The 14,516-nt window shown below is 46.7% G+C and carries 12 protein-coding genes; 1 reads left to right on the top strand and 11 read right to left on the bottom strand.

The features are described 5' to 3' along the window. Window positions 1-37 precede the first annotated feature (37 nt). Window positions 38-1,030 (top strand): ABC transporter ATP-binding protein, encoded by a 993-nt coding sequence (locus tag WAE59_RS08425; protein WP_337855510.1) that lies wholly within the window; start codon window positions 38-40, stop codon window positions 1,028-1,030. Between the two features lie 63 nt (window positions 1,031-1,093). On the opposite strand, the gene WAE59_RS08430 is transcribed toward WAE59_RS08425, so the two are convergent. The 11 genes from WAE59_RS08430 to ilvB form a co-directional block, all read right to left on the bottom strand. Further along, the gene (locus WAE59_RS08430; RefSeq protein WP_337855511.1) at window positions 1,094-1,507 is read right to left on the bottom strand and encodes a hypothetical protein; all 414 of its coding nucleotides are present in this window, start codon (window positions 1,505-1,507) and stop codon (window positions 1,094-1,096) included. A 124-nt stretch (window positions 1,508-1,631) separates the two neighbouring features. After that, window positions 1,632-2,897, bottom strand: coding sequence for a threonine ammonia-lyase IlvA (ilvA, locus tag WAE59_RS08435; RefSeq protein WP_337855512.1), 1,266 nt, complete (start codon window positions 2,895-2,897; stop codon window positions 1,632-1,634). 166 nt (window positions 2,898-3,063) lie between these two features. Next, window positions 3,064-4,122, bottom strand: a complete 1,059-nt coding sequence (gene leuB, locus WAE59_RS08440; protein WP_337855513.1) for a 3-isopropylmalate dehydrogenase — start codon at window positions 4,120-4,122, stop codon at window positions 3,064-3,066. Between the two features lie 27 nt (window positions 4,123-4,149). After that, window positions 4,150-5,667 carry an alpha-isopropylmalate synthase regulatory domain-containing protein gene (locus WAE59_RS08445; protein ID WP_337855514.1) on the bottom strand — a complete coding sequence of 506 codons (1,518 nt, stop codon included), beginning with the start codon at window positions 5,665-5,667 and terminating at the stop codon, window positions 4,150-4,152. A gap of 186 nt (window positions 5,668-5,853) precedes the next feature. After that, window positions 5,854-6,450: a 3-isopropylmalate dehydratase small subunit gene (gene leuD, locus WAE59_RS08450; protein WP_337855515.1), complete on the bottom strand. Its 597-nt coding sequence runs from the start codon at window positions 6,448-6,450 to the stop codon at window positions 5,854-5,856. Between the two features lie 21 nt (window positions 6,451-6,471). Then, window positions 6,472-7,884 carry a 3-isopropylmalate dehydratase large subunit gene (gene leuC, locus WAE59_RS08455; protein ID WP_337855516.1) on the bottom strand — a complete coding sequence of 471 codons (1,413 nt, stop codon included), beginning with the start codon at window positions 7,882-7,884 and terminating at the stop codon, window positions 6,472-6,474. A 32-nt stretch (window positions 7,885-7,916) separates the two neighbouring features. Continuing rightward, on the bottom strand, window positions 7,917-9,086 hold the full coding sequence (locus tag WAE59_RS08460) for a 2-isopropylmalate synthase (protein WP_337855517.1): 1,170 nt from the start codon (window positions 9,084-9,086) through the stop codon (window positions 7,917-7,919). 12 nt (window positions 9,087-9,098) lie between these two features. Next, window positions 9,099-10,523 (bottom strand): ATP-binding cassette domain-containing protein, encoded by a 1,425-nt coding sequence (locus WAE59_RS08465; protein ID WP_337855518.1) that lies wholly within the window; start codon window positions 10,521-10,523, stop codon window positions 9,099-9,101. 1 nt (window position 10,524) lies between these two features. Continuing rightward, window positions 10,525-12,006 (bottom strand): ketol-acid reductoisomerase, encoded by a 1,482-nt coding sequence (ilvC, locus tag WAE59_RS08470; protein WP_337855519.1) that lies wholly within the window; start codon window positions 12,004-12,006, stop codon window positions 10,525-10,527. Window positions 12,007-12,134: 128 nt separating this feature from the next. Then, complete coding sequence (gene ilvN, locus WAE59_RS08475; RefSeq protein ID WP_337855520.1) at window positions 12,135-12,752, bottom strand: acetolactate synthase small subunit; 618 nt, start codon at window positions 12,750-12,752, stop codon at window positions 12,135-12,137. A 9-nt stretch (window positions 12,753-12,761) separates the two neighbouring features. Next, on the bottom strand, window positions 12,762-14,498 hold the full coding sequence (ilvB, locus tag WAE59_RS08480; RefSeq protein WP_337855521.1) for a biosynthetic-type acetolactate synthase large subunit: 1,737 nt from the start codon (window positions 14,496-14,498) through the stop codon (window positions 12,762-12,764). Window positions 14,499-14,516 lie beyond the last annotated feature (18 nt).

A 14,516-nucleotide genomic window follows, 5' to 3' on the forward strand; every position in this document is an offset into this window, starting at 1 on the left:
CGGGATTTTTTTGTTGAATTAATTTTATCTTTACACTGTGGAAGAACAGATCATCAGCGTAAAGAACCTCAGTAAACAATACCAGACAGAACAGGCTTCCGGCATACGGGACATCAGTTTCGATATCAAAAAGGGCAGTATCGTAGCCATTATCGGTGAAAGTGGCAGCGGGAAATCTACCCTGTTGAAATGCCTGTATGGCTTGCTGAAGGTGGATGAAGGTGAAGTGCTGTACAAAGGTAAGCGCGTCCTTGGGCCGGATGAACAGTTGATCCCCGGTCATAAGGAGATGAAAATGGTAACCCAGGATTTTTCCCTGAACACCTATGCTAAGGTTTATGACAATATAGCCTCCATGCTGTCCAACACAAATGTGGCTTTGAAAAATGAAAAGACCGTAGAAATGATGAAACACCTGCGCATCGAGCATTTGCGGGATAAAAAGGTCATTACGCTAAGCGGGGGAGAGCAGCAAAGGGTGGCTATTGCCAAAGCATTGATCAGTGATACTTCAGTACTTTTACTAGACGAACCTTTCAGCCAGGTAGATGCGTTACTGAAGAACCAGTTGAGGGCAGATATCAAAAGGATTGCCGCGGAAACTGGCGTGACGGTGATTATGGTCTCCCATGATCCTGCGGACGGTCTGTTCCTCTCAGACGAACTGCTCATCATCAAACAGGGAAATCTGCTACAACGCGGCAGACCTGAGCATATTTACAACCATCCTGATCATGTTTACACCGCCCAGATTCTTGGAAATGCTGTAGTATTGAGCGCGGAAGAAGCTGAAAAACTCGGTATGCAAGCAAAATCTGAACAGGTGGTGTTTTACCCTGAATGGGTAGAATTGAAGAGCTCCTGGAACAGCAGGCGCTTCGAGGTGAAAGATGTCTACTATAAAGGCTTTTACGAAGAGTTGTTGCTGGAGCGAAACGGTGTGCGCATCAGGGCAATACAACTGAACCGCGGAGAGCATAAAAAGGACGACCATGTGCAGGCCAGTATTGGCAGGTTCCTAACCTTCTAAAGCATAAAAAAGCCCGATGTCTCGCAACATCAGGCTACAAAGTATAAAAATTCAGGCGGGTTTTTATTGCACGTATCTCGATGGGATGATGATGACCTTGGCGGTCATGACTGCTGTAGGTTTATTAGGAGCTGCTTCCTGAAAGTCGGAGCTTTGGATATCCACTCTGATCTTTCCATTAGAAATTTCGTAGCTGTAAGCATCTACATCAAATACAAAAGGCAATTGCTTCTGTTTGCTGTTGTCGCCAGGATTGGTCACATAAACCAATACACCTTCATCATCGAGCGTAATATTGTCTACTTCCGGAATGTCCAGAATCGTAGAATAAGTAAATTGATTGGTCAAAGTCCAGGAATTGGGTTGGATCGTATAGATAAAAGTCCGATTTTGAGTTTCCTGCACAATGGTTTCTTTCTTGCACGACACCAGGCCCAGCGTGGTGGTGCAAAGGATTAATAGTAGGAGCTTTTTCATTTGTGTGTGATTTGTATGTTTTTTGAAAACAATAAAGCAAATCTGCTGCCATAAAATTTACAGCTGCAGATTTGCTTATTTTGTAATTGAAATGTTATACGGGATTTTGTTTTAAAACAAACGGCTAAACCAAATATTCGAATAGTGTCTGGTCGTTGTTTAACTCAATAATTTCAAATTTAAACTCCTGCATCCTTTGCACTAAAGCATCATAATCTGCTTTGTTGGCCAGCTCTATACCCACCAGGGCAGGACCGTTTTCTTTATTGGTTTTTTTGATGAATTCAAAGCGCGTGATATCGTCATGCGGACCCAATACCTGGTTCACAAAGAGTTTAAGCGCTCCTGGTCTTTGAGGAAAACGTACGATGAAGTAATGTTTCAAACCCTCATACAGTAAAGATTTCTCTTTGATTTCCTGCATGCGTTCAATGTCGTTATTGCCGCCACTGATCACGCATACGACTTTCTTACCCATGATCTGTGTCCTGCAGGCATCCAGTACCGCTACCGAGAGCGCACCAGCAGGCTCTACCACAATTGCATCCTCATTGTAGAGTTGCAGGATGGTGCTGCAGACCTTTCCTTCAGCTACCAGCAGCATCTCGTCCAGTAAGTCCTTACAGATTTCGTAAGTCAGGTTTCCCACGCGTTTTACAGCAGCGCCATCCACAAAGCGGTTGATTTCCGGCAATGTCACGGGTGCACCTTCTTCGAGCGCTTTCAACATGGAAGGGGCACCTTCTGGCTCCACGCCGAGCAAGACTATACCTGGTATTTCATTTTTCAGGTAAGTCCCTGCACCTGCGGCAAGTCCGCCACCACCAATTGGCATGACGACTACTTCTACATCCGGAAGTTCCTCGAGGATTTCTACACCTACTGTGCCTTGTCCTTCAATGATGCTGTAGTTGTCGAAAGGAGGGATGAAAGTCATGTTATGCTCCTTGGTATAAGTCAGTGCCTCGGCCAGACAGTCGTCGAAGGTATCGCCTACCAATACGAGTTCCACGCTGTTGTTCCCAAACATCTCCGTCTGTTTTACTTTTTGTCTCGGGGTGATTTCCGGCATAAAGATCACGCCCCTGGTGCCCAGTTTATCGCAGGAAAATGCAACACCCTGTGCGTGGTTGCCTGCACTGGCACAGACGATGCCACGGCTCAGTTGCTCGGGACTCAACTGGCTGATCATGTTGTAAGCGCCACGCAATTTGTACGAGCGCACCACCTGCATGTCTTCCCTTTTCAGGTAGATCTCTGCGCCGTACTTTTCAGATAATTTGGCATTGTAGTTCAGGGGAGTGCGTTTGATCACGTTTGCTAAACGCAGCGAGGCAGCTTTGGAATCGAGTTTTGAATGAGAGTCTTGTTTGGAATGGGAATCAGTCATTGATTGAAGGTATAAGCTTTTGTCTAAAATAACCACATCGCGCTGACCCGGAGCGAAGCGGAGAGCTGCAAAGCAAATTTATTTCAGCATCCCAAATAGCAATGAGCCTGTTTAAATGGGATGCTGAAATAAATTCAGCATGACGATGTGCTTTTAAAAATCGCGTTTAAATATTTGCAGCCAGCCAATCGCCAACTTCACTGGTTTTATAGGCTTTGTTCTTGCCTGCAAGATCTTCAGTAACGACACCTGCGGCAAGGGATTTGTTTACTACTTCTCTGATCAGCTCAGCTTCTTCTTTCAGTCCAAATGCATCTTCAAACATCATCGCGGCAGATAACACGGTAGCCAATGGATTGGCGATGTCTTTGCCTGCAGCCTGAGGGTAAGAACCGTGGATCGGCTCGAACAGGGAAGTGTGTACACCGATAGAAGAAGAAGGCATCAATCCCATAGAACCTGAGATCACAGAAGCTTCGTCAGTCAGGATATCTCCAAACAGGTTCTCCGTGATCAATACATCGTATGAGCTAGGCCATTGTACCAAACGCATGGCTACAGCATCTACAAATTCGTAGCTTACCGTTACTTCAGGGAAATCTTTTTCCATGTCCTGTACGGTTTCTCTCCACAGACGTGAGGTTTCCAGTACGTTGGCTTTATCTACACAACACAATTTCTTGCTGCGGGTCATGGCCATTTCAAAACCCAGTTTAGCCAGACGCTGCACTTCTGCACGGGTGTAAGTACAGGTATCAAAAGCGGTGTCGCCATTGTCTTTTCTGCCTCTTTCACCAAAATAGATACCACCTGTCAGCTCACGAAGGATGATCAGGTCAGTACCTTCAATACGCTCTCTTTTTAAAGGGGAATTGTCGATCAGCGAAGGAAAAGTAAAGGTCGGGCGCACATTGGCAAACAGACCCAGTTTCTGACGCATTTTCAACAGACCTTGTTCCGGACGAACAGTAGCTTTAGGATCATTATCGAAGCGGGGGTGACCAATGGCGCCAAAAAGCACGGCATCAGCAGCCATACAAATCTCATGAGTTGCATCAGGATAAGGTTCACCTACTGCATCAATAGCCGCAGCACCAGTAAGGGCAGCAGTCCATACGATCTCATGATTGAATTTTTTCGCTATCGCATCGGATACTTTAACCGCCTGATCGATTACCTCAGGTCCGATTCCATCTCCTGCAAGAAGAGCAATATTAAGTTTCATATTTATATTTTATTTGTTTTTTATTGATTAAATGATGTTCAACATTTTCTGTGTGGCCTTGATCGCGGAGACCGTCTGGTCAGAATCCAGTCCCCTTGTGATGAAGATCTTCGCCTCGGTTTCCCAGGTGATGATGGTTTCGCACAAGGCATCTGAATTACTACCCGGGGCAATTCTCACGGCATAGTCAATCAGTTTTGGTAAAGTTCTCTCTTTTTTTCCATAAACACTGGTTAAAGCGTTCATAAAAGCATCAAACTGTCCGTCACCCTGTGCATGCTCTTCAAATTTTTCCCCTTCGATCAGCACAGAGATGGTTGCCGAGGGACGTAATCCCATGGCATTGGTCAATACATAAGACTGTACAGCAACTTTTTCTTCGTATAAACTACTGTCCAGCACATCTGAAATGATGTAGGGCAGGTCTTCCTTGGTCACGGTTTCTTTTTTGTCGCCCAGTTCTATCACCCTTTGCGTTACCTTTTTCAGGTCGGCATCGTTCAGCTTCAAACCCAGTTCCTGCAGGTTTTTCTCAATGTTCGCTTTACCTGAAGTTTTGCCCAGGGCGTATTGGCGTTTGCGGCCGAAACGTTCCGGCAGCAGGTCGTTGAAATAGAGGTTGTTCTTATTGTCGCCATCCGCGTGGATTCCCGCTGTTTGGGTAAACACGTTGTCGCCCACAATGGGCTTATTGGAAGGGATCCGCACACCGGAGAAGGTTTCTACCAGCTTGCTTACCTTGTAAATGGAAGATTCCCTGATCTGGATGTCTACTTCCTTTGCAAAATCTTTGATCACGGCAACGGCGCTGGCCATTGCTGCATTTCCGGCACGTTCACCCATCCCGTTTACGGTCAGGTGCAGTCCGGCAATTCCCGCCTGTACCGCTTCCAGTACATTGGCTGTTCCGAGGTCGTAATCGTTGTGTGCATGGAAATCAAAATGCACCTCAGGGTATTTTTCCAGCAGAGCTGAAATGAATGTCCTGGTTTCCCCTGGGGTCAGGATTCCGAGTGTATCTGGCAGCAGGATCCGGTTTACGTTTTGCGCGGTCAGGAAATCCAGGAACTGGTACACATATTCCGGGGAATTGCGCATGCCGTTGCTCCAGTCTTCGAGGTATACATTGGTAGCGATGCCATGCGATGCGGCCAGGTCTACCACATGCCTGATCTCCGTAAAATGCTGTTCAGGTGTTTTTTTCAGTTGGTGTGTGAGGTGGTTCATAGAACCCTTGGTCAGGAGGTTCTGTACTTTCACTCCCGCATTGATCATCCAGTCGATGGATACGCCGTTGTCTACGAACGACAGTACCTCTATGCGTTCGGCATATCCATTGTCCTGTGCCCAGTTCATAATGGATTTTACGGCCTGAAACTCGCCGTCGGATACCCGTGCAGAAGCAATTTCCACCCGGTCTACCATCAGTTCTTCCAGCAGGAGCTGGGTGATGGTGAGTTTTTCTGAGATGGAAAACGAGACGCCGGAAGTTTGTTCTCCGTCGCGCAGCGTGGTATCCATGATCTCTATTTTCCTTCGTTTCATTTGAGGTTTTTGGTTGTGTGTTTTGTATACCATCATTCTGAACTTGGTTCGTCGTCCTGAGTAGTTAACTCGTCCTCCTGAACTTGGTTCAGGATCCCTTTCTTCAATACTACTGAATCCGTTAGAGATCCTGAACCAAGTTCAGGAGGACAAACCGAGTTCAGGATGATGGTATCTCTATCATTTTTAAATCGGCAAATTTGCCGCAAATGCTTCTATTTCAGGTTTGATGCTTTGTAAGTAGTCAATGTCATCAAAGCCGTTCATCATGTTGTCTTTTTTGTATGGACTGATGTCGAAACGTTCCTGATCGCCCGTTGCCAATAGTGTGATGGTTTGCTCAGGAAGGTTGATTTCCAGTTCTGTGTTCGGATCTGCGAAGATTGCAGTAAACACTTTCTCTGCAAATTCAGGGCTCACCTGTACCGGCAATACGCCAATGTTCAGACAGTTGTTTTTAAAGATATCTGCGAAAAAGCTGGATACCACGCAACGGAAGCCGTAATCGTACACTGCCCATGCAGCGTGTTCCCTGGAAGAACCAGAGCCAAAGTTTTTACCACCTACCAGTATTTTACCACTGTAGATCGGGTTGTTCAGTACAAAATCTTGTTTAGGTGTATTGTCTGGATTGTATCTCCAGTCGCGGAAAAGGTTGTCGCCAAATCCAACGCGTTCTGTCGCTTTCAAAAAGCGGGCAGGGATCAACTGATCGGTATCCACATTCTCAATCGGAAGCGGGACCGCGGTGCTGGTCAATACCGTAAATTTATCGTAGGCCATTTTTAATCTCTTAAGTGTGTTTTAGACAAGTTCTTCGTGCTCAATTAATGTTCTCGGATCAGTCACCACGCCGGTAACCGCCGCTGCTGCTGCCACAAGCGGACTCGCCAGCATCGTCCTGGAACCCGGACCTTGTCTGCCCTCAAAGTTCCTGTTGGAAGTACTCACTGCGTACTTACCTGCAGGGATCTTATCGTCATTCATGGCCAGACAAGCTGAACAGCCAGGCTGACGTAAAGTAAATCCAGCTTCAGTCAGGATATCCAGTAAACCTTCTTCCTTGATCTGTGCTTCCACGATGTGTGAACCAGGAACTAACCATACAGTCACGTCATCTGCTTTGTGCCTGCCTTTCACGATAGAAGTAAAATCTCTGAAATCTTCGATACGCCCATTGGTACAGCTGCCTACAAATACGAAATCTACTTTCTTACCAATCATGGAATCGCCTTCATTGAAGCCCATATAACCCAATGATTTGGCATATGTTGCCGCACCACCTTCTACATGTTCTGCATCAGGAATGTCCTGCGAGATCCCGATACCCATTCCAGGGTTAGTACCGTAAGTGATCATCGGTTCGATAGAGGAACCATCGAAAGTCAGTTCTTTATCGAATACAGCATCAGCATCGGTTTTCAAGGTTTTATAGTAAGCCAGCGCCCTGTCCCAAGCTTCGCCTTTCGGACTGAATTCACGGCCTTTTACATATTCAATTGTAGTTTCATCAGGAGCGATCATACCACCGCGGGCACCCATTTCAATACTCAGGTTGCAAACGGTCATACGGCCTTCCATGGTCATGTGCTCAAATACATCTCCGGCGTATTCTACAAAATAACCTGTAGCACCAGAAGTGGTCAGTTGAGAGATGATGAACAGGGCCACATCTTTAGGTGTCACGCCAAGGCCCAGTTTGCCATTTACGTTAATGCGCATTTTCTTTGGCTTAGGCTGCATGATGCACTGCGTAGACAATACCATTTCTACTTCAGAAGTACCGATACCAAAAGCGATGGCACCAAATGCACCGTGTGTAGAGGTGTGTGAATCGCCGCAAACGATGGTTGCGCCTGGTTGTGTAATCCCGTATTCCGGGCCTACTACGTGCACAATTCCGTTTTTCTGGTGACCCAGTCCCCAGTGGCTGATGCCATACTCGTTGGAGTTGGACTCTAATGCCTGCAGCTGGTTTGCCGAAAGTGGATCTGCCACTGGCAGGTGCTGGTTGATGGTCGGCGTATTGTGATCTGCCGTAGCAAAAGTACGCTCCGGATATAAAACTTTGATCCCTCTGCTCTTCAAACCCAAGAAGGCAACAGGGCTGGTCACTTCGTGGATCAAATGGCGATCGATGAAAAGCACATCTGGGCCTCCTTCAATCTGACGTACCACGTGCGTGTCCCACACCTTATCAAATAATGTTTTGCTCATTTTTTTATTTTGTTATTCTTTCTTTATTCTAATTACGACGAAGCCAACTGGCTTTTTCCCATCATGGTCAACAAATCGTTGTCATCTATATCCAGCTTGCTGTCCGCTACAGTCAGGAAGCGGTGATACACTTCAGCCAATTCCTCTTTGCTCAGGTTGAAGCCCAAACGCTCCAGGTGGAATTTCAGGGCATGGCGACCACTGCGTGCAGTCAGCACAATGCTGGCATCAGGGAAACCAACATCTTCCGGACGGATGATCTCATAATTTTCCCTGTTTTTAAGGAAGCCATCCTGGTGGATACCAGAGCTGTGTGCAAAGGCATTGCTGCCTACGATCGCTTTGTTTGGCTGCACCGGCATGCGCATCTGTGAGCTCACCATACGGCTCAGCTCATAGAAGTTCCTGGCGTTGATATTGGTATGCAAGCCAAGGACCTGATGTGTTTTCAGGATCATGACCACTTCTTCGATGGAAGTATTTCCTGCGCGCTCGCCGATACCGTTGATGGTACCTTCGATCTGACGGGCTCCGTTTTGCAAACCTGCGATGGAGTTTGCAGTAGCCAGTCCCAAATCATTGTGGCAATGCACAGAGATGATGGCCTGGTCGATGTTCTTTACGTTTTCTTTCAGGAATTTGATCTTGGCGCCATACTGATCCGGAAGGCAATAACCATTGGTGTCCGGAATATTCACTACCGTAGCACCGGCAGCGATCACAGCTTCTACCATTTGAGCCAGGAACTGAACATCGGCGCGACCAGCATCCTCTGCGTAGAACTCGATGTCCTCTACAGATTTCTTGGCATATTTTACTGCCTCAACTGCTCTTTCCAGAATTTCTTCCCTGGTGCTGTTGAATTTGTGTTTGATGTGCATATCCGAAGAGCCGATTCCGGTATGGATCCTTGGACGTTTGGCATATTGTAAAGCCGCAACAGCCGAATCGATGTCACCTTTATTGGCACGGGTCAGCGCGCAGATGATCGGCTCAGATACTGCTTTAGAAAGCTCTACAACACTTTGAAAATCGCCCGGACTCGAAATCGGGAATCCCGCTTCGATGATGTCTACACCCAGCGCTTCCAGTTCCTTCGCAATTTCTATCTTCTCTGGGGTCGTCAACTGACAGCCCGGCACTTGCTCACCGTCCCTTAAGGTGGTGTCAAATACATAAACTCTATTTGGATCGTGTAGCATAATTCTTAGGGTTTAGTTTATTAATTCAATTTTTTCTGCCATATCTTCTATTGATTTTAAGGCTCCGTTTTCCAGCAAAATCCGTTTTTCCAGGCAAGCTGGCAATTGTGATTCAAAATGACCGACATAGATCAGGGTAGTCCCGTTTTGACAAAGTTCATCTACCAATTGGTTGAAATAACGCGTCTGCGCCTGGTCCAGTCCCTGACAAGGTTCATCGAGGATCAGCAATTGTGGATTCTTGATGATGGTACGCGCCAGCAGGGCCAGTCTTTGCTTGCCCAGCGGGAGTGTGTTCATCAATACATTGCGGTATTCCGATAGCCCGAAATAACCCAGCAGTTCATTGGCCTGTTCAGTCCTGGTGTATCCCGGATCGCAGTACAGACCCGAACTGTCATAGAAGCCGGAAACCACACTCTGCCAGACAGTGGCCGAGGGGTCAAAATACCAATGCAGTTCAGGAGAGATCATGCCGATGCGTTCCTTGATTTCCCAGATGCTCTCTCCGGTGCCACGTTTATGGCCAAACAAATGAAAATCATTGGCATAGGCCTGAGGATGATCGCCGGTGATGAGGCTCAGCAGTGTAGATTTGCCGGAGCCGTTGTGACCCTGCAACAACCATTTCTCCCCAGCCGTCACTTCCCAGTTGATGTTTTTTAATACCTGTTTTTCACCATAGCTGATGTTTACATTCTTCATGCTGATCACCACAGGTGACACAGGGGCAGGAGCTTCCCTTAGAAACTCAGGAACAGCGTTGATGTGTTGCTCATGGTCGCCCATGCTGCGTTCTTGAGCCCCTACTTCGATAAGTTTTCCATCCCTGATCTCGGCGTAGCGGTTGATGCAGGAAGGAATTTCAAGGTCATTGCTGATCAGGATTAAAGTGCTGCCGCTCTCGCTTAGGCTTTCCAATAAAGCATTCAGGTTTTGTCTCGAATGGATATCGAGCCCATTATACGGCTGGTCCAGGATCAATACAGCAGGCTTCAGCCAAAGGGCCTTCACCAGTTGCAGTTTCTTGTGCTCACCGCTCGATAGTTCGATGAGTGCCGAGTCTTGCAGGGCAGAAAAGCCCATGGCTTCCAGCAAGGCATCTAGTCTTTCGAAGTCGAGCTGATGTTTTTGACCATAGTTACGGAGTTCTTTTGACACGCTAGCAGTCGTCGCTGTAGCCTGACTGTTGTACCGCTGCTGGTAGTAGAAGTTGGACTGGCCTTCCAGATCGGTAAACTGATACCAGTTGGCCACATAGTGTGCCTCAGGCGTCCGGGCGGCTATGGCTTTGGCCAAAGAAGTTTTTCCCGTACCGCTGGGACCGCAGAGCAGCCAGTGCTCGCCCGCTTGTATAACCCAATCCAAACCCCTGAGTACAGCTTTTTGGCCGTACCTGAGGTTTAGATTGGTGATATTGACGACGGGGTCTGTCATTTTATGCAGTTTTGATGGCTTTCATCGCAGTCATTGCTTTTCTCAATGTAGCGCCGATTTGCTCTACCTGATGTGAACGCAAAGCCTCATTTACTTCAATTAGCGCACGGTTATCTACCGCACCGTCTTTACCTTCGTTGAAGTTTTTACCAACAAGGTCAGTATCTACGGTTTTCATGAAATCAGCCAACAAAGGTTTACAAGCCTGATCGAACAGGTAGCAACCGTACTCAGCAGTGTCAGAGATCACGCGGTTCATTTCAAATAATTTCTTACGGGCAATGGTGTTGGCGATCAGTGGAGTTTCGTGTAAAGACTCATAGTATGCCGACTCTGGTTTGATGCCAGCCTGGACCATAGTCTCGAAAGCGAGTTCCACACCAGCTCTTACAAAAGCAACCATCAAAGTATAGTTGTCGAAATATTCTTGCTCGCCGATTTTAACATCGCCAGCCGGAGTTTTCTCAAAAGCAGTTTCGCCGGTTTCTGCACGCCATGCCAATAAATTTTTATCGCCATTTGCCCAGTCTTCCATCATGATGCGGCTAAACTCACCACTCATGATGTCATCCTGGTGTTTCTGGAACAACGGACGCATGATGTCTTTCAATTCTTCAGAGATCTCGAAAGCTTTGATTTTCGCTACATTGCTCAACCTGTCCATCATGGCAGTGATACCACCTTGTTTCAAGGCTTCAGTGATCACCTCTACACCATACTGAACCAGTTTGGAAGCATAACCTGCATCGATGCCTTTTTCTACCATTTTATCGAAAGAAAGGATAGAACCAGTTTGCAAAAGACCGCAAAGGATGGTTTGCTCACCCATTAAATCAGATTTAACCTCCGCTACGAATGAAGAACGCAATACCCCAGCCCTGTGGCCGCCTGTACCAACGCAATACGCTTTAGCTTGTGCCAGACCTTTTCCTTCCGGATCGTTCTCAGGGTGAACCGCGATCAAGGTCGGTACACCGAATCCACGTACATATTCTGCACGTACTTCGGAACCGGGGCATTTAGGCGCTACCATGATTACGGTGATGTCTTTACGGATCTGCATACCTTCTTCCACGATATTGAAACCATGTGAGTACAATAAAGTAGCACCTTGTTTCATCAATGGCATGATGGCATTTACTACCGCAGTATGTTGTTTATCCGGGGTCAGGTTGATTACTACATCAGCCTCAGGTATCAACTCTTCATAAGTGCCTACTGTGAAGTTGTTTTCAGTAGCATTCTTCCAGGAATCTCTTTTGCCTTCAATGGCTTCCTTACGCAAAGTATAAGACACATTTAAACCACTATCTCTTAAGTTCAAACCCTGGTTAAGGCCTTGTGCACCGCAACCCACGATTACAAGCTTTTTGCCTTTCAATGCGTTTACGCCATCCAGAAATTCGGCGCTTTCCATGAAATCGCAAACACCCAATTGGTTCAGTTTTTCTCTAAGAGGTAGTGTGTTAAAATAATTTGACATTTTGTTATTTTTTAGATTTTATTAAGGTTCGTTTAATAGTTATTTATTGTTGTTTCTGTAATTCGTGATTGCTTTTGGTTCCGTCATTGCGAGGAAGCAATCCATCGAATGAGTAGCAGATCGCTTCGTTACATCTCGAATACGTTCTTCTCTTTGTCCAGGTACTCGTTTTCAATCACTTCTTCTCCAGGTTCCAGTCTTTCAAATTCTCTCAGCTTACGGTTAAAACCATCACTTTCTTTGATGATTGCTACCCTCGCACTCCTGACAAATTCAATCAACCCATAAGGCTGCAATACGCTGATCAGTTTATCCGTCTCCTCGCGGTGTCCGGTGGTTTCAAAAACGGTATAATCTTTACGGATCACTACCACCCTGGCACCATGCTCATTTAACAGGCGTTCTACCGGCACTTTTTCTGCTACTACTTCCGTAGGCAATTTGTACAGCGCCATTTCCTGCCATACGATGTCTTCATTGGTATTGTAGTAAACTTTCAGTACCTCTACCTGCTTCTCGATCTGGCGGGCCAGTTTGCGCACTACTTCTTCTGTCTCGTGGATCAGGATATTGAAGCGGTGGATGTGCTCGATCTCCGAAGGGGAGGTGTTCAGGCTTTCAATGTTGATTTTTCTTCTTGAAAAGATGATCGCGATACGGTTCAGTATGCCGATCCTGTTTTCGGTATATACAGTAATCGTAAATTCCTGTTTTCCGTTTAATTCTATCTCGTTGGAATTGCTCATGATCTCTAATTATTTTAATCTGATTTCGCTTACACTCATACCTTGTGGTACCATTGGGAATACGTTGTGTTCTTGTGCTACCATGACCTCCAAAAGGAATGAACCAGGATGGCTCAGCATTTCTTCTAAAGCAGCCGCCAGATCTTCGCGTTCTGAAATCCGTTTTCCGGCGATGTAGTAAGAATCAGCCAGTTTCACAAAATCCGGGCTGGTAATGTTCACGAAAGAATAGCGTTTTTCATGGAACAATTGTTGCCATTGGCGCACCATGCCCAGGAAACGGTTGTTCAGGATCAGGATCTTTACATCTACACCACTTTGCATGATGGTACCCAATTCCTGTAAGGTCATCTGGAAACCACCGTCGCCGATGATCGCAACTACCGTTTTATCAGGTGTGCCAAATTTGGCACCGATTGCTGCAGGTAAGCCGAAGCCCATAGTACCTAAGCCTCCACTGGTGATGTTGCTCCTGGTGTTGTTGAATTTCGCATAGCGGCAGGCTACCATTTGGTGCTGACCAACATCCGTTACGATTACTGCCTCACCTTTGGTCAGTACATTTAACTGGTGGATTACTTCACCCATGGTCATCTCACCACTTTCAGGGCTCAGTTCTTTCTGGATCAGGGTTTCCTGCTCAGTTTTATCATAGGCCCTGAATTCAGCCAGCCATTCCGTATGTTGTTTCTCTGCGATCAATTCAGTAAGCAATGGCAAAGTTTCCTTGCAATCGCCCCATACCGGAACATCTGCTTTCACATTTTTATCAATCTCTGCAGGGTCTATGTCCAGGTGGATCACTTTTGCCTGTTTTGCATATTTATCCAATCGGCCGGTTACGCGGTCATCGAAACGCATCCCGATGGCGATCAGGACGTCGCAGGAATTGGTCTGTACGTTTGGACCGTAATTGCCATGCATACCCAGCATTCCCACATTCAGCGGGTGATCTGTAGGGATAGCGCCCGCACCCATAATGGTCCACGCCGCAGGGATACCGCTTTTCTCTACGAATGCTTTGAATTCAGCTTCTGCACTGCCCAGCAATACACCCTGACCAAACAAAACGAATGGTTTTTTCGCTGCATTGATCATATCGGCGGCTTGCTGTATATATTCCTTCCTTACTACCGGTTTCGGACGGTAGCTGCGGATATGTTCACAAGGAGTATACCCTTCATAATCGAACAATTGCAACTGCGCATTTTTGGTGATGTCGATGAGTACAGGACCCGGACGACCACTGCGTGCAATATAAAATGCCTTAGCTAAAGCCGCTGGAATTTCAGAAGCATCGGTCACCTGGTAGTTCCATTTGGTTACCGGAGTGGTGATGTTGATCACGTCCGTTTCCTGAAAGGCATCTGTACCCAAAAGGTGTGCGAAAACCTGACCGGTGATGCAGACCATCGGTGTGCTATCGATCTGTGCATCTGCCAGACCGGTGACCAGGTTGGTTGCGCCCGGACCGCTGGTGGCAAATACGACACCCACTTTTCCTGAAGTTCTGGCATAACCCTGAGCGGCATGTGTAGCGCCTTGCTCGTGGCGGACCAAAATATGTTTTAATTTTTCATTGTAGTCGTAAATCGCATCATAAATCGGCATGATGGCTCCGCCCGGATAACCGAATATCGTGTCGGTACCTTCGGCAATCAGTCCTTCCAGTAAAGCCACAGAGCCAGAAACCGTAGTTGTCTTCGTTGCTGTCAATGTCTTTGCTTCCTCTTGTGCTGTTTCCATTGTTTTATATTTAGTGTT

Origin of the sequence: Pedobacter sp. GR22-6 (genome assembly GCF_037402555.1) — a bacterium.
Classification (GTDB): domain Bacteria; phylum Bacteroidota; class Bacteroidia; order Sphingobacteriales; family Sphingobacteriaceae; genus Pedobacter.

Bases quoted from the DNA above. Each gene is read 5' to 3' on its own strand.
- WAE59_RS08445 (WP_337855514.1), bottom strand. From the start codon at position 5,667: ATGAAACGAAGGAAAATAGAGATCATGGATACCACGCTGCGCGACGGA.
- leuD (WP_337855515.1), bottom strand. From the start codon at position 6,450: ATGGCCTACGATAAATTTACGGTATTGACCAGCACCGCGGTCCCGCTT.
- WAE59_RS08465 (WP_337855518.1), bottom strand. From the start codon at position 10,523: ATGACAGACCCCGTCGTCAATATCACCAATCTAAACCTCAGGTACGGC.
- WAE59_RS08430 (WP_337855511.1), bottom strand. From the start codon at position 1,507: ATGAAAAAGCTCCTACTATTAATCCTTTGCACCACCACGCTGGGCCTG.
- ilvN (WP_337855520.1), bottom strand. From the start codon at position 12,752: ATGAGCAATTCCAACGAGATAGAATTAAACGGAAAACAGGAATTTACG.
- ilvB (WP_337855521.1), bottom strand. From the start codon at position 14,498: ATGGAAACAGCACAAGAGGAAGCAAAGACATTGACAGCAACGAAGACA.
- ilvC (WP_337855519.1), bottom strand. From the start codon at position 12,006: ATGTCAAATTATTTTAACACACTACCTCTTAGAGAAAAACTGAACCAA.
- leuB (WP_337855513.1), bottom strand. From the start codon at position 4,122: ATGAAACTTAATATTGCTCTTCTTGCAGGAGATGGAATCGGACCTGAG.
- ilvA (WP_337855512.1), bottom strand. From the start codon at position 2,897: ATGACTGATTCCCATTCCAAACAAGACTCTCATTCAAAACTCGATTCC.
- WAE59_RS08460 (WP_337855517.1), bottom strand. From the start codon at position 9,086: ATGCTACACGATCCAAATAGAGTTTATGTATTTGACACCACCTTAAGG.
- leuC (WP_337855516.1), bottom strand. From the start codon at position 7,884: ATGAGCAAAACATTATTTGATAAGGTGTGGGACACGCACGTGGTACGT.